The sequence below is a fragment of the Pontibacter qinzhouensis genome (genome assembly GCF_008017455.1).
GTDB lineage: Bacteria > Bacteroidota > Bacteroidia > Cytophagales > Hymenobacteraceae > Pontibacter > Pontibacter qinzhouensis.
In genome coordinates, this window is sequence record NZ_VRTY01000018.1 from 42,144 (window position 1) to 68,833 (window position 26,690).

Genomic DNA, 26,690 nt, shown 5'->3' on the forward strand with positions numbered 1-26,690 from the left:
GTCCGTGTGGCTGAGAGGTGAGGCACAGGCCAGCAAAGCCTGGTACAGCGGTTCGAGTCCGCTCATGGACACAAGGGCAGAATGAAAGACAAAGTGCACGAAGTCATGTTACTGGTTCGGGAGCAATTATTTGAATGAAAAAGGCCTTCCGGAGGCTTTTTTTAGATGTTAGACACTAGACACTAGATATTAGATGCTAGACTTTTATAAGTTAAGAGTTTTCATCCTCTCATTCGCTCATTCAAAATTTCTCCATCTTCAAATCGACCATGTAACCTTTAAGCCATTTAACAATCAACAATCAAATTATTCTAATGAATTAGGCCTTCCGGAGGCGTTTTCTGATGCTGTTGCCCAACCCTAATCTAAAGCTTCTTCAAAACTGTTTTCAGAAGATTTGCACATCCAAGGGAACGTATATTGTTACACAAAGTGCTACTTCTATAAGAGGCAGCAGATACGGCATTGGAACCATTACTCCTGCCTTAGCAACTTGCCAGCGCACAAAATTCTTCTTCTGTTTCGAACTGAATAGTGGCGTGCTGAATCTGATATTCGGCCACAATAGCCAAAGCCTGTTGCTTAAGTGTGCTCCATTCTTCCTTCGGGAAAGATTTTTTTACCACCAGGTGCACCGTCAGCACATTGTATTCGCCATCCATGGTCCAGCAGTGGAGGTCGTGGGCATTCTGTACCTGCGGCAGTACTTCCAACTCTTTTTTTATTTCAGCCCCATTAAAAGAGGAGGGGACTGATTGTAGAAATATCTTTAGAGTTGCTGCAATATTGTTGGTTGCATTATATAAGATAAAGCCCGCTATACCCAACGATAGCAGTGGGTCGATCCAGAACCAGTCGGTAAAATACATGACCACGCTTCCTGCCAGCACGGCAATCCAACCCAAAGCATCTTCCATCAGGTGCAGCATAACAGCTCGCTGGTTCAGGGAGGTTTTGCTGCCTTTGCGTAGGCGCAGTAAAGCCAAGCCGTTAAAAGATATTCCAAGCAGCGAGAGCCACAGCATACCTTCGGCATGTACTGGCTGAATGGCAAAAAAACGCGGCACTGCCTGAAAAATGATCACCACAGAACCAACTACTAATATGAGCGAGGTTATAAAGGCCGCGAGTGTGGAAAACCTGCGTTTGCCATAGGTAAAGCTATTTGTACGCCCTTTCTGCGATTGCTTTTCGAGTACCAGTGAAGCTGCAATAGCTACGCTATCGCCCAGGTCGTGTATGGCATCGGAAAGGATAGCAACGGAATTGGTGAGTATACCGCCTATGAATTCAACCACCGTAAAGGACAGGTTAAGGGCTAAAGCAATGCGCATGTTCTTCACGATCGGATGAACATGCAGGCCTCCTCCGCTGTGTTCATGCTTATGTTCATGGTGGCAGTGCTCATGTGAATGATGATGTTCCATAATTTTGTTTTTGTAATTATTCTAATGAAAATAGCCTTCCAGAGGCTCTTGGGGCCAATCAGCCGCAAGGGCTGAAGCTACATTTGTCGGAACCTTGATTTAATGGATTAACCTGATTAACCTGATTTTAGGTTGTTCTTAACAGAAGTGGCTCTTCCTATGGTCCTCTATTAATTCTCAAATCAACAATTCAGCCATTAAACAATTTAACAATCAACAACTAACAACTAACAATCAACAACCAAATTATTCTAATGAAAATAGCCTTCCACAGGCTTTTTAAAGACATAAGACTTAATTAGTTAAGAGTTGTTATGCACTCAAGCACTCATTCAAGATTCCTCCATCTTCAAATTTCCAAATCTTCACATCTCTAAATTAAAAATCAGCACATGTTCTTTTATGCAAAGCAACAAAAAAGGCTATCCTGCCTCAAGGGCTGAACGAGGGTATGTATTGGACTATTTGCGGTAAGCCTGCCGGAACTGCCCTGGCGACTGCCCGGCCACTTTACGAAAGAGGCGGGAAAAATAGGTATGATCTTCGTAGCCCAGGGCAAAGGCAATTTCTTTAACGCTCAGTTGGGTGTAGTACAGCAGCCGTTTTGCCTCCATTATAATCTGCTGGTGTACCCAGTAACTTACCGGGAAGCCTGTTGTTTTCTTTACTGCTTCGTTAAGGTAGGCTGGTGATAGATTCAGGGCACTGGCAAAAGTAGCGGGACTTTTCATGGTTTTAAAATTCCGGAAGAGCAGTTTCCTGAACTGGCGGGTAATCATGGACAGGCGGGTGCCAGCACCTGTGTTTTGTTCTTCCCGTTGCAGATAAGCGGAGGCAAACATACCGATGCAGGCATCTGCCAGTGCCTGTATAACCGGCAGGTGGAACGGCGGTTTGTGCTCCTGCCCGCATGTTTCAGACAGAAGCCCTAGGCATTTACTCAAGGTGGTAGCCTCTTCGATAGTAAGCGGCACAGGCTCATAGAGCAGCACATTCTCTTCGAACACAGCACGGTAGGCATCGCTCACCAGCATGGTTTCTACTGCCATAAACCAGCCGGTAGACTGGTGGGCGGCAATTCCCTGATGCACCTGGCCGGGCAACAGGCAGTAGACAGCGCAGTCATGAAGCACCACTTCTTCAAAATCGACCATAAAGCGGCCGTTACCGATTTGCTGAAAAATAAAGATGTAATGGTCATCCCGGTGGGTACCCAAAGCGGCAGCCTCTTCGGGGCCGATGTTGTGCAGCCTGCGCAGGTCTATCCCGAGCGAGGTTCTGTCCTGGAGCGAGTGGATGGGTATGGGAGCTGGCGTATGCATGGCGCAATATAAAAAAATACAGACTTGATATGTGCTCTATAGAAAGCGACACAACTTATCGGAATTTGTTTCGCCTTTTATACAAATTATAAAAAATCGTGTATCGTGATACGTGTTTAGTTTTTCTAAAGATGATGCAATTTCTGATTCCGATAAGTTAAGACGCAGTCTAGACCAGCTTCAATTTCTGAAGTCTCTCCTTGCAAACCCGCCGAATTAGGCTATTTTTGCTAACATGGAGACCTTGGTGTTTGTCTTATTGCTCTTGCTTGGAGCTGCCCTGGCAGCCGTAGTAGCACTTTGGCTGAAGAACAGGCAACTGGTACATAAGAACAGGGAAAACGAGCAGCGGTTCAGGCAGCTGGAGGAGAGCGTGAGCCTATTGCAGCTGGAAACGATTAAGTTCAAGCTGAGTCCGCACCTGTTCAAGAACATCCTCAATTCCATACAATCGCATGCTTACCAGACCTACAACGCCTTAGACAAACTGGCCAATGTGCTGGATTATATCCTGTACGAAAGCGACAAGCAGTTTGTGAGCCTGAAGGAGGAACTGGACTTTGCCATGAGCCTGATAGAGATAAACAAGCTCAAGGTAAGCCCGCTCATGGACCTGAAGATAAAGAACCGTATTGAAGAAGATAACAGGCTGTATCTGCAACCCCTGCTGCCGCCGCTCATTACGGTAGACCTCATCGAAAATGCCTTTAAACACGCTGATTTAACCAGTCCGGACGCATTTATTTCTGTTGTGTTCGAATTGAAGGCTGATGTTTTTTCGCTGACAGTCTCAAACAAAATAAAGCCACGCCCTGCCCTCAAAAAAAGCAAAGGCGGCTTTGGCAACGACAGCCTGAAAAAACGGTTGGATGTCTTATTCAGAGACAGGTACACACTGGAGCAGGTTACGGAGAACAGTACTTTTATCGCCCACTTAAAAGTGAATCTTCTTGAAAAAAACGTTAAAATGTCTCTTGCTAGATGATGAGCTGCCCGGGCTGACATACCTGCGTATGCTCTGCGAGCAGTTGCCGCAGGTAGAAGTGGTAAAAGCCTTCAACTCGCCCGAACGGTTTCTAGAAGAGTACAAGTCGCTGGACTTTGATTTTTTTATTGTGGACATCGAAATGCCCGGCTTTAGTGGGCTGGAAATAGCACAATTACTGAAAGAGAAACCGGTTATTATCTGCACAGCCTACAAAGAGTATGCAGCCGATGCCTTCGACCTCGAAGCCGTGGATTACATTGTAAAGCCGATCAGGCAGGAGCGTTTGCAGAAAGCAGTAGAGAAGATGGAGAACCTGCTCAAGCAACGGGAACCTCTGAAAGATTTTATACAGATGAACACCAGCAAGGGCAAAGCTATACTCTTTTTCGACAAGCTGCTCCATATTACCGCCACAGAACCAGATAAGCGCGACAAGTGTGCCACCCTTACCAATGGCGATCAACTTATTCTCAAGAATGTAACGTTCCAATACCTGCTGTCGGTGTTGCCGCCTGATACCTTCTGCCGCATCAGCAAGAAAGATATCATTTCCTTAAAAGCTGTGCAGTACTTCAGTTTCGATGAGGTTACGCTCATACTGAAGGATCAGCGACCTGTTTCGCTTACCATTGGCGATGCCTACCGGCAGCATTTCCTGGAGCTGTTGCGCCGGTAAAATTTCGGTACAGAAAAACTGCCTTTTGTTACGTTTTCTTCCCGCTTGGTTACAAGGCAAATCAATAAACCAGCCTATTTTTTAATTTGCAGTTTACCAGAACCGGGCGGAGCTATGATACCGACTATTACAGGAAATTTAAGAAAGCACTTTATTACCGTACCTGACGAAATAAACAGGTGCAGCGGTATAAAGGTATTTGGCCAGCTTCTGAAATCTTTCGTTTTCAGCACGGATGTGGCTATAATCCGGAATATTAATGCCGATGCCGTTATTGCGCTTTACCCTTTTACACCACAGCCTATTATTGCACATGCCCTTATGCTGGCTGCCGATAAACCTGTATTTTGTGGTGTAGGCGGCGGGGTAACAAGCGGCAAGCGTTCCGTAGAGATTGCCCTCGATGCCGAGTTTCAGGGAGCGCTGGGAGTAATTGTTAACAAGCCAACGCCAAACGAGCTCATCCGGAAACTGAAAGACAAGCTGGAGATTCCGGTAGTGGTAACAGTTGTTTCTATGAACGACGACATTGCCGGCCGGCTGGCAGCAGGAACCGATATTTTTAATGTATCGGGAGCGGAGAAAACGGCAGCCATTGTCAGGCAGATAAAGGCCATAGACCCGGGTTGCGCAGTTATAGCAACAGGTGGCAAAACAGCCGAAACCATACAGGAGGTGATAGCCGCCGGAGCCAACGCAGTTTCTTATACGCCGCCGTCCTCAGCCGAACTGGTAAGAAACATCATGAACGAGTACCGCAAAGAATGTTGAATCCCTAAAACCACTAGAAATGGAAGCAGTAGCGATGAGAACAACAAAGAAGAAAGGCATGAAGAACACCATGTTTTATGTGCTGGTGGTAAGTGTTTTTTCGGCGCTGATGTATTGGATAGTAGTGCAGGGGAAACTACTGGAGGCAGCCAAAGTAACAGAAACCGGCAGCCACGTGGAAACCACCACCTGGGAGCAGTTCCTGGAAACAATGTCGCATAACCTGACGCACCCGCTTGCCATTTTGCTCGTGCAGATAATCGTGATTATTGTAACAGCCAGACTGTTCGGGTTCCTCTTCAACAAGATAGGGCAGCCTACTGTTATAGGAGAAATTGTGGCCGGTATTTTCCTGGGGCCGTCGTTGCTGGGCTGGCTGTTTCCGGAGCTTTCGGTAGTGCTGTTCCCGGTGCAGTCGCTTGGTAATTTGCAATTCCTGAGCCAGATAGGCCTGATCCTGTTTATGTTTGTGGTAGGCATGGAACTGGATTTAAAAGTGCTGAGAACAAAAGCGCACGATGCCGTTGTGATCAGCCATGCCAGTATTATTATTCCGTTTGCGCTGGGCATGGGGCTGGCCTATTTTATATATGCGGGTTACGCGCCGGCCAATGTCAGCTTCCTTTCCTTTGCCCTTTTTACCGGCATAGCGATGAGTATTACGGCTTTTCCGGTGCTGGCGCGCATTGTGCAGGAGCGGGGTATCTCTAAAACAAGGCTTGGCACGGTGGTTATTACCTGCGCCGCCGCCGACGATATTACGGCCTGGTGCATACTGGCTGCCGTTATTGCCATCGTAAAGGCTGGCTCGTTTGTGAGTTCGCTTTATACCATGGTGCTGGCAATAACTTATGTGGTGTTTATGCTAAAGCTGGTGCAGCCGTTCCTGAAGCGGCTCGGCAACATCTACTCAAACAAAGAAACCCTGAGCAAGCCCATTGTGGCAGTGTTTTTTCTGGTATTGCTGCTGTCGGCGTATATGACGGAGGTTATTGGCATTCATGCGCTTTTCGGTGCTTTTATGGCTGGCGTTATGATGCCTGACAACATAAGGTTCCGCAACATATTTGTAGAGAAAATAGAAGATATTGCACTAGTGCTGCTACTGCCACTCTTCTTTGTTTTTACAGGGCTGCGCACGCAGATAGGTTTGCTGAACAACAGCAGCCTCTGGCTTATATGTGCCCTGATAATAGTGGTAGCCACAATCGGCAAGCTGGTGGGCAGTGCCCTGGCAGCACGTTTCGTAGGGCATACATGGCGCGAAAGCCTCATTATAGGCAGCCTGATGAACACACGCGGGCTCATGGAACTGGTGGTGCTAAACATCGGCTACGACCTGGGCGTATTGTCGCCTGAGATTTTTGCCATGATGGTGCTGATGGCGCTCGTAACCACTTTCCTGACCGGCCCGGCCCTTGACCTGATAGACAAGGTGCTGCCTGCGAAAAAACCGTTGTCGCCTTTCTCGGAGCGAATAACAGTGAAGGGCAAATTCAATATCCTGCTTTCGTTCGGGAACCCGGAGAGTGGACGGGTAATGTTGCAACTGGCAAATAGTTTAACAAAGAGGGCAGCTGATAACACGACCATTACGGCGCTGCACTTATCGCAAAGCAGCGAAACTCACCTGTTTGAGGAGCGGCAATTGGAGCGGGAGAGCTTTTTCCCGGTGCTTTCAGAGGCAGAGCGGCTGAACATAGCGATAAACACCCTCTACAAGCCATCGCAGGACATCAGCAAGGAAATTATTGAAACTGCCAACCGCGGCGATTTCGACCTGATGTTAATCGGAATGGGGCAATCTGTCTTTCAGAATACCTTATTAGGAAAAATTCTAGGTGTATCTACCAAAATAATTAATCCAGAAAAACTGTTGGAGACACTTTCCGGAAGAGAGAAGCTGTTTGCAGAAGCTGTGCTTGACGATCGGGTGCGGCATATAACCAAAGCGACAAAAATTCCAGTTGGCATTTTAATAGAAAAAGGTTTGCAGAAAGTGGAGAGAGTATTTATTCCGGTATTCTCGAAAAAGGATATTTTTCTGCTGCAATACGCCCGAATGCTTATAAAAAACAATGATGCAGGCATTATATTACTTGATGCTGTTAGAGAGATAGGCGCATCGGCTGAGTTTAAAGAAGCTATTCGGTCTATGGAGCAGGTGGCACCAGGCAACATTGCCCTGTATACCGACAATAATATTTCTCGCGATTTTCTGCGGCAGCAAGATATTATGCTGATTAGTCTTTCAAGTTGGAAGCAACTGGTACAGACGCAGAGTGTATGGTTAAGATACGCGCCTTCCGTGCTCATATTAAAAGGATAGTCCTGCTTTTGTTATGTCATCGGGCCTTACCAACATGCAAACAGCCTGCCAGTCGGGTATAATCCGAACAGGCAGGCTGTTTAATATTAAGTAAAACCAAAGACACAAGTTTTAGCAGTAAGTTGACTTTTAAAAACTTGAACTTTGAAGTGCCTTAACAGAAGTTTTACATTGATTTTGTACTAGCTACTTTTTATACACTGGACTGCAGTGCTTTTTATAGGTTCGGTTGCGGTGTGGTGCGCAGGTAAGGCTTCACCTCCTTATAACCTTTCGGGAATTTTGCCGGAATGTCTTCGTTCTTGATAGCTGGTGCTATAACCACATCTTCGCCATGCTGCCAGTTGGCGGGAGTAGCCACGCTGTAGTTAGCCGTAAGCTGAAGCGAGTCTATTACACGCAGGAGTTCGTTAAAATTGCGGCCCGTAGAGGCAGGGTAGGTTATGGTCAGTTTTATTTTTTTATCTGGACCGATCACATACACCGAACGAACTGTCAGCTTGTCGGAGGCGTTTGGGTGAATCATGCCGTAAAGCTGCGCCACCTTCTGGTCAGAGTCAGCAATAATCGGGAAGTTTACTTCTGTAGACTGCGTTTCGTTTATATCTTTTATCCATTCGTGGTGCGAGTCGAGCGGATCTACGCTCAGAGCCACCACTTTTACGTTGCGCTTTTCAAACTCACCTTTCAGTTTTGCCGTTGTGCCCAGTTCTGTCGTACACACTGGTGTGAAATCTGCAGGGTGCGAAAACAGAATACCCCACGAGTCGCCTAGCCACTCATGAAAGTTAATTTTACCTAAAGTAGTTTCTGCTGAAAAGTCAGGAGCTACATCTCCAAGTTGTAATGTCATAGCTTTATGTGTTTTGATTTTATATAAAGATACAGTTACTGACAAGGATTCTAAAAATCAGAGGCAGTTATTTTTTTGATGGTATCGTTTTCGAAACTGAGGCGGATCTGGTCCGAGAGTTTTTGCGCCTCCTGATCCTGGCGCTGCTTATTTCCTATAGCATTACTTACCAGAGCAAAAGCACGCTGAAGAGCATCTGTTATTTCCTTCAGATTTCCGTCTCTCACTTCTATTTTAAATACAGCCTTGCCGGGTACAGCTGTAATTTTAACGCCAGGCACGGGAACGCCTATAAATTGTTGTTGCAACTTATCATAAGTGTGGTGCTGGCCTTCCAACGACCAAAAGAACTGATTGCCGTAGCCATTCCTGAAAAATTTGAGCGTATTAAAATGATCGGGGTGCGTAGGAAGCCCCGGGTACACTACCGCTGTGGTTAATGCAGCGAGTTGAAACCATTTTGCTAACTGCAGTGTAACAGCAAGCTTGTTTTTAATGCGAGCAACCTCATTTGGGTTTTCGCGCCAGAAACTGGCGGTGGGTAACGGAATAACCCTGCTTTCTCCGGCTTTCTGTTTTTTATAAGGCGATTGGTCTCCCCATCCGTCTCCGATTATCAGGCTTGAAGTGCGCACCACCACATGCCCCTGGGTTTTTATATCTGGGTGCCAGTGCAGCAGGTTCGATAAAACATAATCGGCACCCCAAACAATAGGGTCGAACAAAATTCCTTCGGCACCGGCAGTGTTGTCTACAATTACTTTTATACCCCTGTCTTGCGCAAACCGGATTACCTTCTGGAAATCAGGTACAGAAAGATCATCTCCGATAGTAGCCAGGTACAGGATACCCGTTTGCTCATCTACTAATTCTTTATAGGCCAAATTACCAGGGGTTTTGTTTTGCCGGATGCTGTAGCCATGCCGTTTATAATGAGCCAGTTCCTGCCACTTCTGTGAATCAGAATTCAGGCTTAGCACGTTCTGTCCTTTTTTCAGTAAAGCTCTGAAGAGCTTAAACCTGGCCTGGCTTAGCCGGTCGGAGAAGAAAATTGGTTTGCCTGTTGCATTCCAGCTAAATGGTTTATCGAGAGCAGGCAGGCTAAACGCGTTGGCAGTGGTAGTCTGGCTGATGTTTTGAGTAGCCAAAGCTTTTTGGTACAGGTAGTTTCTGGAGTCGAAATGGATATGTAAAGTTTGCATGAGTTCTGATTTTTTGTTATTGTTGACCTTTTTTTGTTGCCTGATGGCTTACGGTTAGGCCTTTTCCCTTAAAAAGTTGCTGCTACTGGAGTACATATTCAGGCTGGCTGTCGCAAAACAAGCTAATGCGGTACGATTTACTGCCTGTGCTGGCCTCAGTTTATAATGCGGAGGAGGAGGTAAGTTAGCTATGGCATAAGGCGCTAACAACAGTAACCTATAGCAGCATTTTGTCTGTTGGGTACCGAGGCGCCCATTAAACTCTAAAAGTACCAGCGGACATAGCCGCCTCTTCTGCGCGAATTTGTTGAATCTGTAAAAGCTTACGTTAAAAAGAAGCGAAAAAGATACCCGGTTACGGATGGGCAGTTAGAAACGGAGGGTGTTAAGCTGCCTAATTGTTTAGCAACAACAACATGTGTCAGTCATGCTGGAAAGGACTTGACCTATATTGGTCAAAGGAGCATATTGCGCAAAGCTAAAAGCGATTTCCTTTATCATGTTGACACTTTTTTTAATTTAATATTTAATTCCTATAGAATTAGTATACAAATTTAAGTGGATTTATGTTTCAATCAAATTAAATTATAATTTTATAAAAAATAATTTGGGAAAGACTACATACAAGGCAATCTTAGGCCTAGGCTATGTTAGGACCAAAATGGCTTCGGCAGGCTATTTTAATTTACATAATTTAGTTTCCTTCAGTTTCTGATAGGGGAGCAAATCTATTGTCAGAAGCTTGGAGCAAAGTAATTACCTGTTATTAAATTGGTGTATTTACAACTTATTTCATGAACTGGATTACACGCGAACGACCAAAGGTAGACCGGATTGCCTGCCCCTGGCTTATCAGGAGATTTATAGACAATGAGGCTATATTTTATTTTGTGCCTTACCAGCAGGTGCTGGAGAAGGCGCAGGAACTGCAGGCCATTCCGTTTGATATTCCGGAAGCCGAGCTGACGCATTACAACGACCGGTGCACGTTTGATTTTTTTCTGGAAAAGTATAAGCTCACAGATGAGGCCTTGCACACCATGGCGCCTATACTAAGAGGTGCTGATACAGACGATCACAGCCTAACCAAACAGTCGGCCGGGCTTTGGGCTATATCGGTGGGCCTGTCGGTCAACATAAAAGACGATTATGAGCTTTTGGAGAAAGGAATGGTGCTCTACGATGCCTTGTACACTTGGGCAAAGCAGCTGCAGGGAGTAAAGCACCTGCAGCAACCCACCGAAAACCTTTTTTTGCAGGTGTTCAACCGCTACATGCGGCAGCAGAAAGAGCGGAAAAAAGTACCAGCCTGGGCACAAGGGCTAAAGGAAATTATACAGGACCAAGTTGATACGAATCTAAGCCTGAGCCTAAGTGAGATAGCGAAAGGTCTTGAGGTACATCCGGCATATGTGTCGAGGGAGTTCGCTAAGTATTTCGATAACATGTCGTATGGCGAGTACATCCGGAAACTGCGTATCGAAAAGGCTTTGCACCTGCTTCAGACTACCGACCACTCTTTATCAGAAATTGCCTATCTCACAGGCTTTTCGGACCAAAGCCATTTTACACGCATCTTTAAAAAGTTTATAGGCCAAAGTCCATCCGAATACAAAAAATCTTTGGCAAAAGGTAAAAAGGATTCTAAAGGTTAATCACGTTCTATTTTTCCCGCACTGTTGGTTGTTTCTTGCATGAGTAATAAAGAAGTACAACAAGTTTAAAACAACAGTTTACGATGGTAAAAGTGAATACTCAAATGAATGCAGCCAAGGCTGAACCTTTCTATTTTTATGGGAAAGGCCTTTTTATGGTTTTTGTGTTACTTATTGCTTTTATGTCTCCTGGCAAGGTGCAAGCACAGGACACGGCTCCGGCAGCAGAACGTAAGGTCCTTAACCTGGCACTGGAAGGAATGGTGGGCATTACGACAAATGCCAGAAATACTTTTGCAATTAACGTAGGAGGCCCAAACATTCGGCTAAAATTTAACTCGAACTTTTCGATAGGAGCAGGTGCTTTACCTTCGTTGCTGGTGGTAAAAGGCCAGGCCGAGCCCAAGCTTGGCCTGGCTCCAAGGGTAGACTATAAGAACCTGGTTTTTATGGCGCCCGCTTACCATAGGAGCAGCGACCACAGCTGGACCTGGACCTATGGTATTGGTTATAAGTTTCATTAAACCACAGAGATGTGCAGCATGAAAACGTACAAGAAAGAGTTACTAAATGAGGCAGCAAATCAGCTTCCGCCACCAGCCATGCCTGCTTTTAAAGAGGTGCTACTGTTTTGGCTGAAGCTGGGTTTCATTAGTTTTGGTGGTCCTGCCGGGCAGATTGCTATCATGCATGAGTTTGTAGTGGAGAAGAAGAGGTGGCTCTCTGATGCCAAATTTCTGCATGCGCTTAACTATTGCATGCTCTTGCCGGGACCGGAGGCGCAGCAATTGGCTACCTACATAGGCTGGTTACTGCATGGTGTCAGGGGTGGGTTGGCAGCAGGTATTCTGTTTGTACTGCCATCGGTTTTTATTTTGCTAGGTTTGAGCATGGCTTACGTAAGCTACGGTTCTATACCTTGGGTGTCGGCCCTCTTTTATGGGTTAAAGCCTGCTGTGGTGGCTATTGTGTTGCTGGCGCTATTGAAGATCGGAAAGAAGTCGTTGAAGAGTGTGCTGCACTACCTGCTGGCGCTGGCAAGTTTTCTGGCTATTTACTTTCTTAACATTCCTTTCCCGTACATTATAATTTGTGCCATACTGCTGGCTGTGCTGGCACGCCAGCTGTTTCCGAAGTTGTTGCATCCAGAAGCCCAGCCATATACTGTTGCCGGAGATGTAGAAGCATCAGCTTATCTGGTACAGGGCACAACTGGGGAGACAGAGGTATTGCTCAAACCGATGCAGCTGTTGTGGCGCGGGGTAATGGTGGTAGTTTTATGGTTGTCGCCGTTCCTGCTGTTTTACCTGTTCAGCCAGGATTTTATTTTCTGGAAAACCTTGTCGTTCTTCTTTACAAAAGCCGCCTTAGTAACTTTTGGCGGAGCCTATGCGGTGCTGCCCTATGTAGCCCAGGTAGCCGTAGAGGATTTTAACTGGCTCAGCAGGCTGCAGATGATTGATGGCCTGTCGCTAGGCGAGACGACGCCTGGGCCGCTGATTATGGTGCTGGTTTTTGTAGGCTTTATGGCAGGCTATAACCAATACGGTGGCTCTTTGCTGATGGGAGCAGTAGGGCTTGCCACTACTACGTTTTTCACCTTTCTGCCCTGTTTTCTATTTATATTGGTAGGCGGTCCGCTTATAGAGCGCACACAGCACAACACATGGGTAAAATCTATTCTGGGAGTTGTAACGGCAGCTGTGGTGGGAGTGGTGCTGAACCTGGCGGTTTATTTCGGGAGTGCGGTGGTACTACGGCAGGGCAGGGAGCCAGATTGGCTGGCGCTGGCCTGGGTTCTGGTGTCGGTGCTTGCGATGTATCGGTTTAAAATTGGTATGATAACCTGGATAGCGATAAGCGCTGTGGCTGGTTTAGCCGCTTACCTGGTGCAGTTGCTGCCAGGGTAATGTTCAAAAACAGCAAAACGCCTGCAGGAGCTTTGCTGTTTCTGAATTAACCTCTCTAACTAGGTTTATCGTATCCAGATCATCAACTAGCGCTTCGCCAAATTAGAAATTAAAAATTATGATAGCGCGAGCGTCCTCGCTCTTGACGATTATTCTGCGGCCACTGGCTGCTTTGAAACTGTTTTGTAGGGGGCATAATTCAAAAAAATTAAATGGAGGAGCACTATCCAAATCAACTTCCAATTGGCAACCAGCCATAAACAATCAGTATTCGGTAGGTAAATTATTCTAATGAAAAGAGCCTTCAGAAGGTAAAAAATGCCTGAGGGTGTCAAGGCCTGCTGCTTTTTTTCTAATAGAAAGAGTTGCTGTTCTGGCTGTTCCTGTTAAGATAGAAATAGTTTTGTGCCGTTAAGCAATTACTTCTTTTTTAATTTCTTCCGGTTTCTCCCATTCTGAGGCGTTTTTTATGTTAAGATGTATAGGGCTGAACACAGGGTCCAAGCCGGCTTTTACCTGCTTTTCGTAATCTTTCAGTGCAGCCAAGGCTGGCTTGGATAGCAGAAGCATAGCAACCATGTTCAGCCAGGCCATAATGCCTACACCTATATCGCCAAGCACCCAGGCTGCTTCTGCTGTTTTTACCGATCCGTAAAAGGTGGCTGCCAACATAAGTACCCTTAGCGCCCACAGAAGGCCTTTGCTGGTTTTGGCGCTAAGGTAGCTGAGGTTGGTTTCAGCAATATAATAATAGGCCATTATGGTGGTGAAGGCAAAGAGGAGTAAAGAGATGGCTACAAAACCGCCGCCTAAGCTAGGAAAATGGGTATTAACAGCTTGTTGCGTAAAAGCCGGACCGAAGGCTATACCTGGTGCGTTTTCTACAATAAATCCTCCATCCGGATTAATAACGTTATATTGACCTGTAAACAATATCATAAAGGCAGTAGCAGTGCACACCAGCATAGTATCTACGTAAACCGAAAATGCCTGTACCAGTCCTTGTTTTGCGGGGTGACTTACTTCTGCGGCAGCTGCGGCATGTGGGGCAGTGCCTTGGCCGGCTTCATTTGAGTAAATGCCCCTCTTAACGCCCCACGAAATAGCCATACCAAACACTCCGGCAAAAGCAGGCTCTATGTTAAAGGCCGATTTTATGATGAGGCTCAGTACCGCGGGCACTTCTGTAATGTTAAGGCCTATAATAACAAAGGTCATCAGCAGATAAGCACCAGCCATAAAAGGAACAGCAATTTCAGCTACCCGACCAATGCGGCGCACTCCGCCAAAAATGATCAGGGCAAGCAGAACTGTAATGGCACCACCGGTTATACCTACCGGAATGTTAAAAGCCGCATACATGCTGGTGGCGATGCTGTTGCTCTGCACACCAGGCAGCAGAAATGCCATGCTGATGATGGTGGCTAGGGCAAAAACCACTGCATACCATTTCATGCCTAAACCTTTTTCTATGTAGTAGGCGGGGCCTCCACGGTACTGGCCGTCTTGTACTTGTTTAAAGATCTGGCCCAGCGTAGCCTCTATAAACGCGGAAGCACTTCCTAAAAAAGCAATCACCCACATCCAGAAAACAGCTCCAGGGCCACCCATGGCAATAGCAGTGGCCACCCCGGCAATATTTCCGGTTCCTACGCGGCCTGCAATGGCCATAGAAAATGCCTGAAAAGAACTTACACCTTTATCAGACGATTCGCCTTTAAACAGGAGCCGCAGCATATCTGGGAATAAGCGCAGCTGCAGAAACCGTGTTCTGATAGAAAAATAAATACCTGCTCCCAGGCACAGTACAATAAGAGCATTGCTCCAGACGATGTCGTTAATAGCGTTGATGAGATTTTCCATGTAGTTGGGTTTTGGGCGGATAAAGATGCTGTTTTAGGTAGCAAAATCAGTTTTAACCTGATTCGCATCTTATAAAGAAAAGAAAATATTCTGAAAGATCTATAACTAATTTTCTGCTTCTGGAGGTGCCCTAACGAATGGTTGTGGCAGGGGCAAGTACAGGCCCGCTTGGTATAGGCCAGGTGGACTGAAATATAAATCAGGTTATAAATATAAATGGGTAAAGCTGATAATCAGCTATTTTAGTCTTTGTGTTTATTGTAAAGCAATGATAATATATGGGTAACAATAAAGTAACCTGCCGCTGCTACCTTTCGGCATGATACAAGAACTGATAGCAGGAAGCTGTATTGTTGCCTTCCTTTTTATTATCTGGATATGGTGGCGCTTAATCTTTAACGACGAGAGCGAGCCCGAAGTGGATCGCTCGTTTACTTTTTATACCCCGCATGGCCAGCCCATACAGTGGCAGGTTTTTACAAACGATAAGTATATAGTAGAGCAGGAGGGAGAGCAGCCTGAGAAAAAGGTGATGTAAGCATTGAAGTTGCTTTACTTACAGGTGGCTTGCAATCTTTCTAATGAAATTTGCCTTCATAAGAAATTTTCATCTTTTTCAGCCAAGGGGCTATCAGTTTAAATATATTAAGACCGCACACACAAAAAAAAGCCCCTTCAGAGCATCTGAAGGGGCTTTTTGTGATCCCGTTTGGATTCGAACCAAAGACCTACTGCTTAGAAGGCAGTTGCTCTATCCAGCTGAGCTACGAGACCAGTGTTTGCCGGAAGAGTAGAACTTCCTTTAAACGAAAAATTTCGGAATTACTTCCGAAATTTTCTTGTCGGGGTGGCAGGATTCGAACCTACGACCTCCACATCCCAAATGTGGCGCGATACCGGGCTACGCTACACCCCGAACTATGCTTTCAACTCCGGTTAGCGATAAAACTGTGTCGCTGTTAATGTTGAACGCGGTGCAAAAGTAAGAGAAGTTTTTTAAGAAACAAAATTATTTTAAAAATCTTTTCTTGCGGAGGGGGGGGGATTCGAACCCCCGGTACCCTTACGAGTACGGCAGTTTAGCAAACTGCTGGTTTCAGCCACTCACCCACCTCTCCGGTGCCCCTTTCTGCTAAAGGGTATGCAAACTTACAACAATCTCCACGAAACGCAATACCTTTTGCAAAAAAATACTGCTCTAAAAAGTGTGTCTGCCTTTCTTAAAGCACACTTTTTAAACTAACTAATTGATACTATTTATCTTCCCTGCTTTCTAGGCCAGCACATTTTCTGAAAAAAAAATCAATGGCAGGTAAATTAGTTTTCATCTGCTGGCCCGGCTACCTGTTTTCCGGAAAATTTTGGCCTGGTACGGCAAATAATTTAATAGCCGTGTTTTCGTATCTTTGTTTCTGAAGAAAAAAATATTTCTAGTTTCAGCCAACATGACCTGGTACCAAACCATTACTTTTCTGGAAATACTTTTTGGTGTCCTCTTTCTGGGCATCTATATCGGGTACCTGGTGCGGGTAAGAAAGGTGGCGCTTTTTTTTAAGCAAAGGCCCCACATTGTCTGGTTTAAATTTGTGCTGCGCCATGTGTACGTGCTGCTCCTGGTTATTTCTATACTCGGTCCGTCGTTTGGCGCCATGAAAAAGGAGATTAAGACCATTGGCAAGGATTTGTACATCGCTATTGATTTATCTGACTCCATGAACGCTACCGATGTGCAGCCATCGCGCATAGAGAAGGCACGGCACGAGATGCAACGCCTGATTAAGCGCTTTAACTCGGATAAAATCGGTATTATTGTTTTTTCTTCAGAAGCTTACCTGCACACCCCGCTCACCTACGACCAGGAGGCGCTGCAATTATACACCCGCACCCTTCGCACCGACTTATTGCCCGCTGCAGGCACAGATTATGCTCCTGTTCTGGAACTGGTGCTCGAAAAATTCACGCAGAACAAACAAGTAGAGGTGGAAGAGCAGAAGGCGCGTGTGCTGGTTCTTATCAGCGATGGCGAAGACTTTGGCGATAATAAAAACAAACTGCTGGAGACCCTGCGCGAACAAAACATCCGGGTGTTTACATTAGGTGTAGGCACATCGGATGGCGGCCGTATTCCGGCGGCAGGAGGCTATAAGAAAGACACAAACGGCCAGATGGTTTTTACGCGCCTGAACCCGGAGCCACTCCTCGAGTTAGCCGACCACACTGATGGCGAATATTTTGAAGTAAACGATCGCGTGAGTGAAGTAAATCGCCTGATCAGCACCATCAACAACATAGAAGGCGAGTTGCGCGAAAGTAAAACGGTTGATGTAACGGCTAACAAATACGTGTACCCGCTGGCGTTGGCTTTGTTACTTATTTTACTGGATGTGCTCATTCCTGTTAAACTGATCAGTATATGAAACCTGTTCTTCTGTTCCTGTTTCTGATCAGCCTGTTCGGAGGTGGCATTCGTACTATATCGCAAATTAACCGCTATGCCCGTGAGGCAGCCATAGCCTATCAGCAGCAGGATTTTGTAACGGCAATAGCGGCTTATGAGCACCTGTTAAACGACCTGGAGGTGCAGGACGATCAAATTAGCCTGAACCTGGCTCATGCATATTACAAGGCCGGCCTTCTGGACAAGGCGCTGCAGCAGTACCAACAACTGGCTACGCATCCATTTCAGCATATACGGGCGGTGGCGGCTTTGCAAACCGGCAACATTGCTGCCCGGAGAAACAAGTTTAAACTGGCTCTTACCTATTACAAAAAAGCTCTTGTAGCCGAACCTGGCAACGAAAGTGCGCGCTACAATTATGAGTTATTAAAAAAGTACCTGTTGCTGCACCCCGAATTTGTAGATGATCAGGAAGAGGAGGTGGATCAGGATCTCTCAGAAGAAACGCCACCGGAAGAGGCAGAATTACCACCGCCTGCCACAGAAGATTTAGCTCTTCAGCCAAAATTGAAGCCGGATGCCGATGGCAACAGGGAAGAGGAAATAGAGACAAAAGAGGAGACGGAGACAGGTACGCCAGAGAACCGCAGCCAGACCAATGCGCCCTCAGACCATACCACTAACCAGAACAACCCCAACGGCACAAAAGAGCAGGAGCAGGCAGCCGGACAAACTCCTGGCGATACAGAGGGACAACGAGCAGAGAACAATCCGGAGCAGGGGCAAAACAATAGCAGGTCTAGTGCTGAGGCGGCTTCTGAAGAAGACCAGCGGGCGCAAACACGCCGAAACCGGCTGCAACAAATGAACATCAGTCCGGAAAAAGCACAGTTGCTGCTCGATGCCATGCAGAACATCGAGATGCAGTATATTCAGCAACTCCCTAAAAAAGCGACTAAAAAACCTGATCCCTCCAAACCTGATTGGTGATAGTTTAACTGCAGATTACCTGACTCAGGCTAAATTTTACCCTTGACACTAAATGGTGAAAAACTCTTCTGAAGGCCATTTTCATTTGAATAATTTGCGACCTATAGCATAAAAAAATCCCGGTAAAAGGTCAGTGCCTTTACCGGGATTTAATTTGTATAATTAGCTGCTTTGTGCGGCTCTTAACCTATGGTTTCGGCTACAGATGTTGCCGGGGAGGTGAACACATAGCGGAAGTCAAAGAGGCGCTTGGTTTTAAGCAGTTCCTCGTTCTCCTTGAATTCAGACCAGTTAGTAAGCAATACCAGCTCATCAGACTGTTCTACCAGCGTCTCCAGGGAGTCGACATATGAGATCGGCAGGTTGTACGAAGCCTTGAATACTTCGTTTGCCATCGGGTCGTAAGCTACAATGTTAGTATAGCCTTTCTCCAGCAGCTTCTCTATAATAAACTTACTAGGCGTAAAGCGCACATCGTCGGAGTTGCTCTTAAACGACAGGCCAAGTATACCAATAGTACTGTCTTTAGAAGCAACAGCGGCAATTTTTTCGGCCATGTGCTCTTTTATCTCTTCGTTTATCTGCAGGTTGGCATCCAGAATTCTGGCTGTAAAACCGTTTTCCTGGGCTATGCTACTGAGAGCGGCTGTGTCTTTTGGCAGGCAGTAACCGCCATAACCGCAACCCGGGTACACGTAGCTCGACATAGCAGCCGGTTGCCCGTGCCAGCGTTTGTCTTCGTGCAGAATTTTAAAGGCTCTGGCCACGTCAATATCACCGATATGGTCTGCCACCATCGCCATCTCGTTTGAGAAACTGATGAGTGTAGACAGCAGCGTGTTGGAGAGATACTTGATAAACTCAGCCGAATTGTAGTTTACATAATGAATAGGCGCTTTAAACGGCTGGTAGATCTGGTTCAGGATTTCCTTGCTTTGCTCATCTTCCACACCGATCACTACTCTGTCGGGGTTCATAAAATCGTCCCAGGCGTAGCCTTCGCGTAAAAACTCTGGGTTAGAGGCCAGGCCTACCGGTTTGTTGTACTCTCTGTTCAGCTGCTCCACATATGGCTTCACCTGCCGCGAAATAGTAGATGGCGGCACCGTAGACTTGGTTACAATAACTTTAAAAGTCCCGTCGCTCGACTCAAAGACATTTTTTACAGCGTCTAATAAATAAGTCAGGTCAGCGCTGCCATCTTCTTTGCCCGGTGTGCCCACGCAAATAATAATGGCCTTGCTGTTGTTCACGGCCTCTTCCAGCGAAGCATCTACTATAAAATTGTTCCCTAATTCGTCGCGCAGCGCCTCTTCGAGGTGCGGCTCATAAAAAGGAACTTCGTAATTCTTTATTTTTTCGAGCTTTTGCGCGTTTACGTCTACACCATAAACTTTAAAGCCTTTTTTACTGAAACCCAGGGCTGTTGTCAGACCTACAAATCCTAATCCTAATACTGTAATCATTGTAACTTGCCGTTAAATGTATGCAAAAATTCTAAATACCTTCTGATGCCTTCTTCTACAGAAACCTTTGGTTCGTAGGCAAGTACCTCACGCGCTTTGCTGATGTTGGGGCAGCGTCTGTTAGGGTTATCTGTCAGGTACTGCTGATCTGCTGAAACACTGAATTTAATCTCGCCTTGGTAATCGAAAATAGCCTTGCCTTCGCGGTTAAAGATCTCAGCAAACTCCCGCACCGATAGCTCCGGCTTATCCATGCCAATGTTAAATACATCGAACTTACCGTGCAGCAGCACCTTCAGGTAACCGGTAATGGCATCGGAGATGTAGCAGAACGTGCGGGTAGGAGTGCCATCAGAAAGAATCTCGAGGTCGCGGCCTTCTACTACGGCTTTGGCAAAGTCGGCAGGCAGGCGCTTGTCGTTTATGTTCATGCCGGGGCCATAGTTGTTAAATGGTCGGGCAATGCCAATGGTCATGTTGTGTTTCTCAGAAAAGAGGTAGCAAAGTGTTTCGCCAAAGCGCTTAGCCTCGTCGTAGCAGGCGCGTGGGCCGATGCTGGCCACATTGCCTCTGTAGTCTTCGCTGGTAGGGATGAACTCCGGGAACGGATCGCCATAGATTTCGCTGCTTGAGAAGAACAGGAAGCCTTTCAGCTGTTTCTCAGCATAAAAATCGAGCAGGCGGCGCAGGCCGGTAATGTTAGCGTCTACGGTCTCGATCGGGTGAATGCGGTAAAAAGTAGGAGAGGCGATAGAAGCCATGTGAATTACGATGTCTGCTTCATCAGCACCTGGAATGTCGGCTACATTGTCGGTTATAACGTTGAAATAACGCAGCTCCACTTTGCCCTGGTTGTTCTCCACGAGCGTGTCGAGCCAGTCTTTGGTGCCAGTCAGGAAGTTATCGAGACCGATGATGCGTTTAAGTTGCAGCTCTTCGGCATAATGAGCGAAGAAGTGCATAAAGTAGTAGCCTAAAAAGCCACCGCAGCCGGTAATAAGTATAGTAGAATTTCGCAGCTTATCTTTTTCTGCCGTCGACAGGCCTTCGTAAATGGCCACCATGTCTTCTTGCAGAATTCGGTTCACTGCTTTAGGCGCTATTGTATCACTTGTCATGTGTTCTGCTTATTATGTATTGTTGGTTGTTAATTGCTTCTTGTTATTGGTTGTTAATCGCTGATTGCTAAATTGTTTCATGGTTAAATTGTTGAACAGGGTTATTGCTTAACTACCAGCAATCAACAACTATATCAGGCTATGGCTGATTTTTCCTGCAGCTCCGGGAAGAACATCTGTAGCTGCTCGCGGTAAAGGCGCATCACCTGCGATGTTTCATCCAGTTCCACATCATCAAAGGTTAAGGGCTCATCGCGCTTCACATCGCGCTTCAGAACTGCTCCTTCGGCTAACCCGATCGGTAAAAGATTCTCCTGGCGCGCAACCGGTGCGTTCTCGCATTGGCCGTAGGTGTCGTAACCTCCCAATCCATCGAGCTGCTTTCCTGCAGGCAGGTCGGTTTTAGCCAGTGTTATTACATCAACTACAGGCCCCGCTATTGGTGCCATTATCACATCCTGAAACTCTACCATTTTACCTATAGAGTGAGGCAGCTCAAAGTAACACAGGTGGTACGGGGTGTAAAAGCTGTACAGCGGGCCTTTTCCGAGTTTACCGTACTCTAAATATTTCTTTGTCATGGGGTCGTCGGCGGTCGCATATACGAAAACGCCCGGGCCGGGTTTCGGACCTACCACATAATCTACAATGCCACCTAAGCGCTTCAGTTCTTCTACATCGTACATGGAGGTCATGTCATCCACGTGGCCATCGTAGTTAATGCCGATCATGCCGCGCTTGGCTACTCCCATGCCGGTTGCATTGGCCACGCAGGCCTGCTCAAACGATATTTTAGTGCCGTCAGCAAAAGAGGTGACCATTTCAGGAGTCATGTCCCAGGTGGCGGCGAAACCAGCCTGGGTAGTGGGGTTACGATAATAGTCCTGCAGGCCTTTAATATTGCCACATAAAACGGGAGTCAGGCCAATGCTCTTAACAAAGCGCACCAGGTTCATAATTACGCCTGGCTGGTCTCCATCGCCTCCGCTAATAAGTACTCCGGCTTTATCGGCGTGTACTTTTAAAATCGGGCCGATCGTGGCGTCGAGTTCTGCGTTAAAGAGCAGCACGTGCTTTTTGTTTGCTATTGCCTTCATCACCACATCGGTAGCGTAGTGTATAGTGCCAGTCATCTCCACAATTATATCGATGCCGGCTGCCTCACATACCAGGTCAGGATTATCGGTTACGGCAAAGCCTCCTGCTGACAGGCATTTTTGCAGCGATTCAGCATCGGTGCAAACCTCTGCCGTAGTGCCTGCATTCTCGTAAGCATCAAGCGCTTTGCTCACTGTTCTGTTAACAATGGCTGCCACTTCCATACCAGGGGTGTAGCGCACTATCTGGTTTACAAGGCCTTTCGCCATGATGCCAGCACCTATAATGCCGACCCTGATCGGGTTTCCTTCTTTTTCGCGAGCCTGTAAATATTTGTCTAGTATAATCATGAAAATTTATTTTTAATGTGAACTTGTAACGCGGACAGACCAGCTTGCTGAACTCGTTACATATATGTTAGATGGTTGGTTGTATTTGGAGTGTTAAGGACTTTTAAAATTTCCTGCACGAGGTCCTTTAATATAAATTAAGGTTTCTGAATATATTTTCATCTGCATACGTGCATATTAAATTTCCGGATGAACATTTGGCCGGTAAATTATCCAGTTATTCAACTGAATAAAATTTACTGCCAGAAAGTGTATAGGAAAATCTGCAGCAGGCAGCATTGCTAGCCCTGAAATAAGTGGGCTGTTTGAAAGAAAAGGGCGGTGGTGAAACAGCAGAAGGTTAGTTTTATCAGGCACGTAAATAGAAGAATAATCAGGTTTCATTGGCTCAGGGAGCAGATTTGGACCAGGGCAGGGTGCGAAACAAACATCCTTTCAGTGCCGGAGAAATAAGTAATAGAAGTTTTGCGAATCACGGTAAGCATTGATTAATACTGCAGGATTAGTCTGTCATCTGAATTTAAGAAATGGAAGGAACCAGCCACTACAACACCTGTTCCTAAACTTGCTTGGTTGTACGGGAATACGGTGAAAGCGTTATAATAATTCACTTCAAAAATTTAATACAAAGTAGGATTATATAAATTTTTTCGACGTGCCACAAAATCAGGTTATTTAGTTTAATAACATGGAAGTACTCCTTAAGCTATGCCTGCAGCGTTACTATAACTAATGTTATTTAATTTTTAAGAAAGAATTCTGGTATGTGAATTTTCGGTGTCTACTGTTAAATTTAAAAAATATGAATGCAGGTCTAATGAGATCCATTTAGAACTTACCTTCTAAATTCTACTAATGAAAATAGCCTCCAGAAGGTTTTTTATCAGAATTTCGCCAAGGGTGTGTAGTATTTATTTATAGTCTGTGGCTAAACTTCCCGAAATCAAAAATAATATCGCCTTTAGATAGACAACACTGGTATCACGGCACCCTTCACCTGATAATCTTGAAGAGAAGAAAGACAAAGGCTGAAAGTGTGTCACTGTATCAAATTAGCTGTACTTAGCAAGGACTTTGGCAACATTTGGAGGTGAGGTTTGCCTCATATAGAAAAATTTTTCAATCCTAAGGAATATTCCTTCTGTTGAAGTAGGGAATTTAACCTGTTAGCCCGGAGAAGTTGCGGCACAGGCTTTATATTTGTAGAGGCTTATCATGTGTTAGTGAGGTAGCAAACACTACCTTACTAACAGGTTAGCAGCAGTAAAATAACAGACACTTATACCCTACATGACACAGGAGGAGCATTACAAACAACTGGAAAAGCTGTTTCTGGCAGCGAATATTCAGGAATTTTATACAGGTAGCACGATTCAGGTTAGTCGGGAGCGTGCTAAAATCTTATTGCCTACCGATCCAAAATTCTTTCATGGCGCTAATGCCGTGCATGGTTCTGTGTATTTTAAGCTCCTCGACGATGCCGCCTGGTTTGCCGCAGCCTCGGTTGTCCGCGATTTCTTTATCGTCACTAGCTCTTTCCAGATGAACCTGTTGCGCATGGTCAACAGTGGGCATTTATCGGCAGTGGGTATGGTGCGGTCGGTATCGCGGCAGGTATTACTTGCCGAATCGGTAATCTATAATGAGAGAGGGAAAGAGGTTGCTTTCGGAACTGGTCAGTTTATGCGCACAAACCAACCTCTTGCTGCCTTAGAAGGGTATTCGCTATAAAGTAAAGAGGGAGGCTGCTGACGCAACCTCCCTCTTTACCAAACACCAGCAACTGGTGGTTAATGTATGACCTTACGCAACAGCTTGCTTCAAAACCTCGTCTTCGTGCACTTCCGGCTTCATATACAATGGCAGGTTGTAACTAAGCTCATCATATAATTTTCTAGCCTTAACATGCAGTGCAAAGCTGTCGAAGGTATTTTTAAAGGCATGAAATGAAGCTCCTTCTAAAATACCATGGTCACCTTTCAACCGGAGAGCTTCTACCAAAGCATCGTCTTTAACTATAAACGATGACTTTGCCAGACCACCGGCCATAAAAATACATTTTAAAGTGTTTCCATAGTCCTCAATCAGCAAAATGTCGCCGATCTTTAACCCTTTGCGTAGTTTATCTAATTCCTTCATGTCTAAATCATTATCACTTATTCAACTCTCCAAAAGGCTTTCAGCATAAAATCATGCACATCGAAAATGTCACGGTTGTAGTTGTTCTTCAAGTCTTAAGAGTATATATATAATTAATAATATTCGAAGGTATCAGGTATAGTACAGCACTGTTAAGTGTGGGTGATACGTACTATGGTTAAGGGTCTGTTTCGCAACTGCTCTCTTAGCATAGTATACTCCTAAATGTTTTGGGATGTTTCGAATAGGTGCAATTTAATTTTTGATTTTTTTCAGTCATTTTAGGCAAGCTAAGGCAGCCTGACATCTGCCTTAAACCTACTTGAGTAGTAGGTTTGGGTACAAAAATGCAGCAGTGGTAGCGCCAAGCTGATATTTATAAATTACGTGCGTTAAGCGTAGAAAATACATTTTTATCCGCTTAGTGCTGTAACCTAGACCGTATAAAGTGCTAAGTCAGATCTGTTCCTCTTTTTACTATGCAAATTTTTGTAGCCGGAATTTGATAGCACGTATTGCTCCGGGCAATTAAAAAATTATGTGTTGCTACATAGCAATGGCTTGATTTCAGTGCAATTTTTAAGGAAGGCAATAAAAACTAAACCTTTCGTTTAGATTATTCTAATAAAATCAGCCTTCAGAAGAGTTATGAGCTTTTTTTCTTCAAGGGTCCTGCAGGTCAGGAGGGTTACAAGGTATTTACTGTAGAGGTTAAATAACTACGTAAAGTAGGATTACCTCTCCTGAAACCGGCAGCTTGTAGAGCCGTTACATTTACAGCAGGAACAACTGCAGGCACTAAGCTCGTCAGATTATAATTTCTGTTGGGTTAGCAATTTACAAAATGCTCTGGCATCAGGTAGGTACATCCTTTGTTCAGACTTGCGTACGTTTGTTAATAATTTAAAAATGAGGTAACTTCAACTAATAATTAAGCTTACGTTTATGCAGATAAAAGAAGTATATATAGTGTCGGCGGTGCGGACGCCAATTGGCAGCTTTGGTGGTGCATTGGCCAGCCTTTCAGCCACGCAACTGGGGGCGGCAGCCATAAAGGGTGCGCTCGAGAAAGCCGGTGTTGCCAAAGAGCAGGTGCAGGAGGTGATAATGGGTAATGTACTGTCGGCGAACCTGGGACAGGCTCCTGCCAGGCAAGCTGCCATTTTTGCCGGACTAGGCCATGAGGTGGAGTGCACCACGGTCAATAAAGTCTGTGCCTCAGGCTCCAAGGCCATTATGTTTGCGGCTCAGGCAATTATGCTGGGGCATAAAGATGTAATAGTGGCAGGTGGCATGGAAAGCATGTCGAACGTGCCTTTTTACCTCGATAAAGCCCGGTTTGGCTATAAGTTAGGCCATGGCCAGTTAACGGATGGCCTGGTACGAGATGGACTCTGGGATGTGTACAACGATTTCCATATGGGTAACGCAGCGGAGAACACAGCCAGAGAGCTGAAAATTACCCGCGAAATGCAGGATGAGTACGCTGTTAATTCTTACAAAAAGGTGGCTGAGGCTGCCAAAGCAGGAAATCTGAAAGATGAGATTGTGCCAGTAGAGGTACCCCAACGCGGAAAAGACCCGCTTGTTGTAGCAGAAGATGAGGAATACCTGAAAGTGAACTTCGATAAAATAACTTCTCTAAAGCCAGTGTTTGACAAGGCAGGCACCGTAACCGCAGCAAACGCCTCTACCCTGAACGATGGTGCAGCAGCCGTTCTGCTTATGAGCAAAGAGAAGGCTGAAGAACTGGGCGTGAAACCAATTGCCAGAATACGTGGTTTTGCAGATGCAGAGCAGGACCCGATCTGGTTCACTACCACGCCTTCGCTGGCTATACCGAAAGCGCTGAAAAATGCGGGATTAGAGGCTAGTGAGGTAGACTTCTACGAAATTAACGAGGCTTTTTCGGTCGTGTCTATCGCCAATAATCAGAAACTGGGGCTGGAAGGCGGCAACGTAAATGTTTATGGTGGAGCCGTTTCGCTCGGGCACCCGCTTGGAGCCTCCGGTGCCCGCATTCTGGTAACGCTTTGTAATGTTCTTGATAAGAAAGGCGGTAAAATAGGCGTGACCGGTATATGCAATGGTGGGGGAGGTGCCTCTTCTATTGTTATAGAAAAAATGTAATTTGC

The 26,690-nt window shown here is 45.8% G+C and carries 21 protein-coding genes and 4 tRNA genes; 13 read left to right on the forward strand and 12 right to left on the reverse strand.

All coding sequences use genetic code 11. The features are described 5' to 3' along the window. A tRNA-Cys gene (locus tag FVR03_RS06660) sits at window positions 1-71 on the forward strand. Window positions 72-485: 414 nt separating this feature from the next. Here FVR03_RS06660 and FVR03_RS06665 read toward each other — a convergent pair. Next, window positions 486-1,427 carry a cation diffusion facilitator family transporter gene (locus FVR03_RS06665; RefSeq protein ID WP_147920958.1) on the reverse strand — a complete coding sequence of 314 codons (942 nt, stop codon included), beginning with the start codon at window positions 1,425-1,427 and terminating at the stop codon, window positions 486-488. Window positions 1,428-1,888: 461 nt separating this feature from the next. Continuing rightward, complete coding sequence (locus FVR03_RS06670) at window positions 1,889-2,749, reverse strand: helix-turn-helix domain-containing protein (protein WP_147920959.1); 861 nt, start codon at window positions 2,747-2,749, stop codon at window positions 1,889-1,891. Window positions 2,750-2,984: 235 nt separating this feature from the next. Between FVR03_RS06670 and FVR03_RS06675 the strand changes: the two genes are divergently transcribed. The 4 genes from FVR03_RS06675 (at window position 2,985) to FVR03_RS06690 (ending at window position 7,513) form a co-directional block, all read left to right on the forward strand. Continuing rightward, the gene (locus FVR03_RS06675) at window positions 2,985-3,734 is read left to right on the forward strand and encodes a sensor histidine kinase (RefSeq protein WP_147920960.1); all 750 of its coding nucleotides are present in this window, start codon (window positions 2,985-2,987) and stop codon (window positions 3,732-3,734) included. After that, window positions 3,700-4,413 (forward strand): LytR/AlgR family response regulator transcription factor, encoded by a 714-nt coding sequence (locus FVR03_RS06680; protein WP_147920961.1) that lies wholly within the window; start codon window positions 3,700-3,702, stop codon window positions 4,411-4,413. The genes FVR03_RS06675 and FVR03_RS06680 overlap by 35 nt, the downstream gene beginning before the upstream one ends. A gap of 114 nt (window positions 4,414-4,527) precedes the next feature. Next, on the forward strand, window positions 4,528-5,184 hold the full coding sequence (locus FVR03_RS06685) for a beta/alpha barrel domain-containing protein (RefSeq protein WP_147920962.1): 657 nt from the start codon (window positions 4,528-4,530) through the stop codon (window positions 5,182-5,184). Between the two features lie 19 nt (window positions 5,185-5,203). Beyond that, window positions 5,204-7,513: a cation:proton antiporter domain-containing protein gene (locus FVR03_RS06690; protein WP_255474099.1), complete on the forward strand. Its 2,310-nt coding sequence runs from the start codon at window positions 5,204-5,206 to the stop codon at window positions 7,511-7,513. A 217-nt stretch (window positions 7,514-7,730) separates the two neighbouring features. Here the strand turns inward: FVR03_RS06690 and FVR03_RS06695 are convergent, their stop codons facing one another. Next, the gene (locus FVR03_RS06695; protein WP_147920963.1) at window positions 7,731-8,366 is read right to left on the reverse strand and encodes a peroxiredoxin; all 636 of its coding nucleotides are present in this window, start codon (window positions 8,364-8,366) and stop codon (window positions 7,731-7,733) included. A gap of 50 nt (window positions 8,367-8,416) precedes the next feature. After that, on the reverse strand, window positions 8,417-9,568 hold the full coding sequence (locus FVR03_RS06700) for a PLP-dependent transferase (protein WP_147920964.1): 1,152 nt from the start codon (window positions 9,566-9,568) through the stop codon (window positions 8,417-8,419). A 794-nt stretch (window positions 9,569-10,362) separates the two neighbouring features. Here FVR03_RS06700 and FVR03_RS06705 point away from each other — a divergent pair. The 3 genes from FVR03_RS06705 to chrA all read left to right on the forward strand — a co-directional run bounded on the left by FVR03_RS06705 (window position 10,363) and on the right by chrA (window position 13,133). After that, window positions 10,363-11,223 (forward strand): chromate resistance protein ChrB domain-containing protein, encoded by an 861-nt coding sequence (locus tag FVR03_RS06705; RefSeq protein WP_147920965.1) that lies wholly within the window; start codon window positions 10,363-10,365, stop codon window positions 11,221-11,223. An 83-nt stretch (window positions 11,224-11,306) separates the two neighbouring features. Then, the gene (locus FVR03_RS06710) at window positions 11,307-11,747 is read left to right on the forward strand and encodes a hypothetical protein (protein WP_222707185.1); all 441 of its coding nucleotides are present in this window, start codon (window positions 11,307-11,309) and stop codon (window positions 11,745-11,747) included. A gap of 18 nt (window positions 11,748-11,765) precedes the next feature. Further along, the gene (gene chrA, locus FVR03_RS06715; protein ID WP_147920967.1) at window positions 11,766-13,133 is read left to right on the forward strand and encodes a chromate efflux transporter; all 1,368 of its coding nucleotides are present in this window, start codon (window positions 11,766-11,768) and stop codon (window positions 13,131-13,133) included. A gap of 411 nt (window positions 13,134-13,544) precedes the next feature. On the opposite strand, the gene FVR03_RS06720 is transcribed toward chrA, so the two are convergent. Continuing rightward, complete coding sequence (locus FVR03_RS06720; protein WP_147920968.1) at window positions 13,545-14,996, reverse strand: alanine/glycine:cation symporter family protein; 1,452 nt, start codon at window positions 14,994-14,996, stop codon at window positions 13,545-13,547. 319 nt (window positions 14,997-15,315) lie between these two features. On the opposite strand from FVR03_RS06720, the gene FVR03_RS06725 reads away from it, so the two are divergent. After that, window positions 15,316-15,534 (forward strand): hypothetical protein, encoded by a 219-nt coding sequence (locus FVR03_RS06725; protein ID WP_147920969.1) that lies wholly within the window; start codon window positions 15,316-15,318, stop codon window positions 15,532-15,534. Window positions 15,535-15,696: 162 nt separating this feature from the next. On the opposite strand, the gene FVR03_RS06730 is transcribed toward FVR03_RS06725, so the two are convergent. From FVR03_RS06730 to FVR03_RS06740, 3 genes are all read right to left on the reverse strand, one after another. Then, window positions 15,697-15,770, reverse strand: a tRNA-Arg gene (locus tag FVR03_RS06730). A 68-nt stretch (window positions 15,771-15,838) separates the two neighbouring features. Then, a tRNA-Pro gene (locus FVR03_RS06735) sits at window positions 15,839-15,912 on the reverse strand. 115 nt (window positions 15,913-16,027) lie between these two features. Then, window positions 16,028-16,114 (reverse strand) — tRNA-Ser (locus FVR03_RS06740). Window positions 16,115-16,441: 327 nt separating this feature from the next. On the opposite strand from FVR03_RS06740, the gene FVR03_RS06745 reads away from it, so the two are divergent. Then, window positions 16,442-17,413, forward strand: coding sequence for a VWA domain-containing protein (locus tag FVR03_RS06745; RefSeq protein WP_147920970.1), 972 nt, complete (start codon window positions 16,442-16,444; stop codon window positions 17,411-17,413). Next, window positions 17,410-18,384: an aerotolerance protein gene (locus tag FVR03_RS06750; RefSeq protein ID WP_147920971.1), complete on the forward strand. Its 975-nt coding sequence runs from the start codon at window positions 17,410-17,412 to the stop codon at window positions 18,382-18,384. The genes FVR03_RS06745 and FVR03_RS06750 overlap by 4 nt, the downstream gene beginning before the upstream one ends. A gap of 182 nt (window positions 18,385-18,566) precedes the next feature. Here FVR03_RS06750 and FVR03_RS06755 read toward each other — a convergent pair whose 3' ends face one another. From FVR03_RS06755 to FVR03_RS06765, 3 genes are all read right to left on the reverse strand, one after another. After that, the gene (locus FVR03_RS06755; RefSeq protein WP_147920972.1) at window positions 18,567-19,850 is read right to left on the reverse strand and encodes a UDP-glucose dehydrogenase family protein; all 1,284 of its coding nucleotides are present in this window, start codon (window positions 19,848-19,850) and stop codon (window positions 18,567-18,569) included. Further along, window positions 19,847-20,968 (reverse strand): NAD-dependent epimerase/dehydratase family protein, encoded by a 1,122-nt coding sequence (locus FVR03_RS06760; protein WP_147920973.1) that lies wholly within the window; start codon window positions 20,966-20,968, stop codon window positions 19,847-19,849. The genes FVR03_RS06755 and FVR03_RS06760 overlap by 4 nt, the downstream gene beginning before the upstream one ends. 134 nt (window positions 20,969-21,102) lie before the next feature. Beyond that, the gene (locus FVR03_RS06765; protein WP_147920974.1) at window positions 21,103-22,416 is read right to left on the reverse strand and encodes an NAD(P)H-dependent oxidoreductase; all 1,314 of its coding nucleotides are present in this window, start codon (window positions 22,414-22,416) and stop codon (window positions 21,103-21,105) included. Between the two features lie 1,290 nt (window positions 22,417-23,706). On the opposite strand from FVR03_RS06765, the gene FVR03_RS06770 reads away from it, so the two are divergent. Beyond that, entirely contained in the window at window positions 23,707-24,147 is a 441-nt protein-coding gene (locus FVR03_RS06770) for a PaaI family thioesterase (protein WP_147920975.1), read from the forward strand. Between the two features lie 72 nt (window positions 24,148-24,219). Here FVR03_RS06770 and FVR03_RS06775 read toward each other — a convergent pair whose 3' ends face one another. Then, window positions 24,220-24,555: a hypothetical protein gene (locus FVR03_RS06775; RefSeq protein ID WP_147920976.1), complete on the reverse strand. Its 336-nt coding sequence runs from the start codon at window positions 24,553-24,555 to the stop codon at window positions 24,220-24,222. Window positions 24,556-25,500: 945 nt separating this feature from the next. Here FVR03_RS06775 and FVR03_RS06780 point away from each other — a divergent pair. Continuing rightward, the gene (locus FVR03_RS06780; RefSeq protein ID WP_147920977.1) at window positions 25,501-26,685 is read left to right on the forward strand and encodes an acetyl-CoA C-acyltransferase; all 1,185 of its coding nucleotides are present in this window, start codon (window positions 25,501-25,503) and stop codon (window positions 26,683-26,685) included. Window positions 26,686-26,690 lie beyond the last annotated feature (5 nt).

Bases quoted from the DNA above. Each gene is read 5' to 3' on its own strand.
- FVR03_RS06665 (WP_147920958.1), bottom strand. From the start codon at position 1,427: ATGGAACATCATCATTCACATGAGCACTGCCACCATGAACATAAGCAT.
- FVR03_RS06670 (WP_147920959.1), bottom strand. From the start codon at position 2,749: ATGCATACGCCAGCTCCCATACCCATCCACTCGCTCCAGGACAGAACC.
- FVR03_RS06675 (WP_147920960.1), top strand. From the start codon at position 2,985: ATGGAGACCTTGGTGTTTGTCTTATTGCTCTTGCTTGGAGCTGCCCTG.
- FVR03_RS06685 (WP_147920962.1), top strand. From the start codon at position 4,528: ATGATACCGACTATTACAGGAAATTTAAGAAAGCACTTTATTACCGTA.
- FVR03_RS06690 (WP_255474099.1), top strand. From the start codon at position 5,204: ATGGAAGCAGTAGCGATGAGAACAACAAAGAAGAAAGGCATGAAGAAC.
- FVR03_RS06695 (WP_147920963.1), bottom strand. From the start codon at position 8,366: ATGACATTACAACTTGGAGATGTAGCTCCTGACTTTTCAGCAGAAACT.
- FVR03_RS06700 (WP_147920964.1), bottom strand. From the start codon at position 9,568: ATGCAAACTTTACATATCCATTTCGACTCCAGAAACTACCTGTACCAA.
- FVR03_RS06705 (WP_147920965.1), top strand. From the start codon at position 10,363: ATGAACTGGATTACACGCGAACGACCAAAGGTAGACCGGATTGCCTGC.
- FVR03_RS06710 (WP_222707185.1), top strand. From the start codon at position 11,307: ATGGTAAAAGTGAATACTCAAATGAATGCAGCCAAGGCTGAACCTTTC.
- chrA (WP_147920967.1), top strand. From the start codon at position 11,766: ATGAAAACGTACAAGAAAGAGTTACTAAATGAGGCAGCAAATCAGCTT.
- FVR03_RS06720 (WP_147920968.1), bottom strand. From the start codon at position 14,996: ATGGAAAATCTCATCAACGCTATTAACGACATCGTCTGGAGCAATGCT.
- FVR03_RS06725 (WP_147920969.1), top strand. From the start codon at position 15,316: ATGATACAAGAACTGATAGCAGGAAGCTGTATTGTTGCCTTCCTTTTT.
- FVR03_RS06745 (WP_147920970.1), top strand. From the start codon at position 16,442: ATGACCTGGTACCAAACCATTACTTTTCTGGAAATACTTTTTGGTGTC.
- FVR03_RS06750 (WP_147920971.1), top strand. From the start codon at position 17,410: ATGAAACCTGTTCTTCTGTTCCTGTTTCTGATCAGCCTGTTCGGAGGT.
- FVR03_RS06755 (WP_147920972.1), bottom strand. From the start codon at position 19,850: ATGATTACAGTATTAGGATTAGGATTTGTAGGTCTGACAACAGCCCTG.
- FVR03_RS06760 (WP_147920973.1), bottom strand. From the start codon at position 20,968: ATGACAAGTGATACAATAGCGCCTAAAGCAGTGAACCGAATTCTGCAA.
- FVR03_RS06765 (WP_147920974.1), bottom strand. From the start codon at position 22,416: ATGATTATACTAGACAAATATTTACAGGCTCGCGAAAAAGAAGGAAAC.
- FVR03_RS06770 (WP_147920975.1), top strand. From the start codon at position 23,707: ATGACACAGGAGGAGCATTACAAACAACTGGAAAAGCTGTTTCTGGCA.
- FVR03_RS06775 (WP_147920976.1), bottom strand. From the start codon at position 24,555: ATGAAGGAATTAGATAAACTACGCAAAGGGTTAAAGATCGGCGACATT.
- FVR03_RS06780 (WP_147920977.1), top strand. From the start codon at position 25,501: ATGCAGATAAAAGAAGTATATATAGTGTCGGCGGTGCGGACGCCAATT.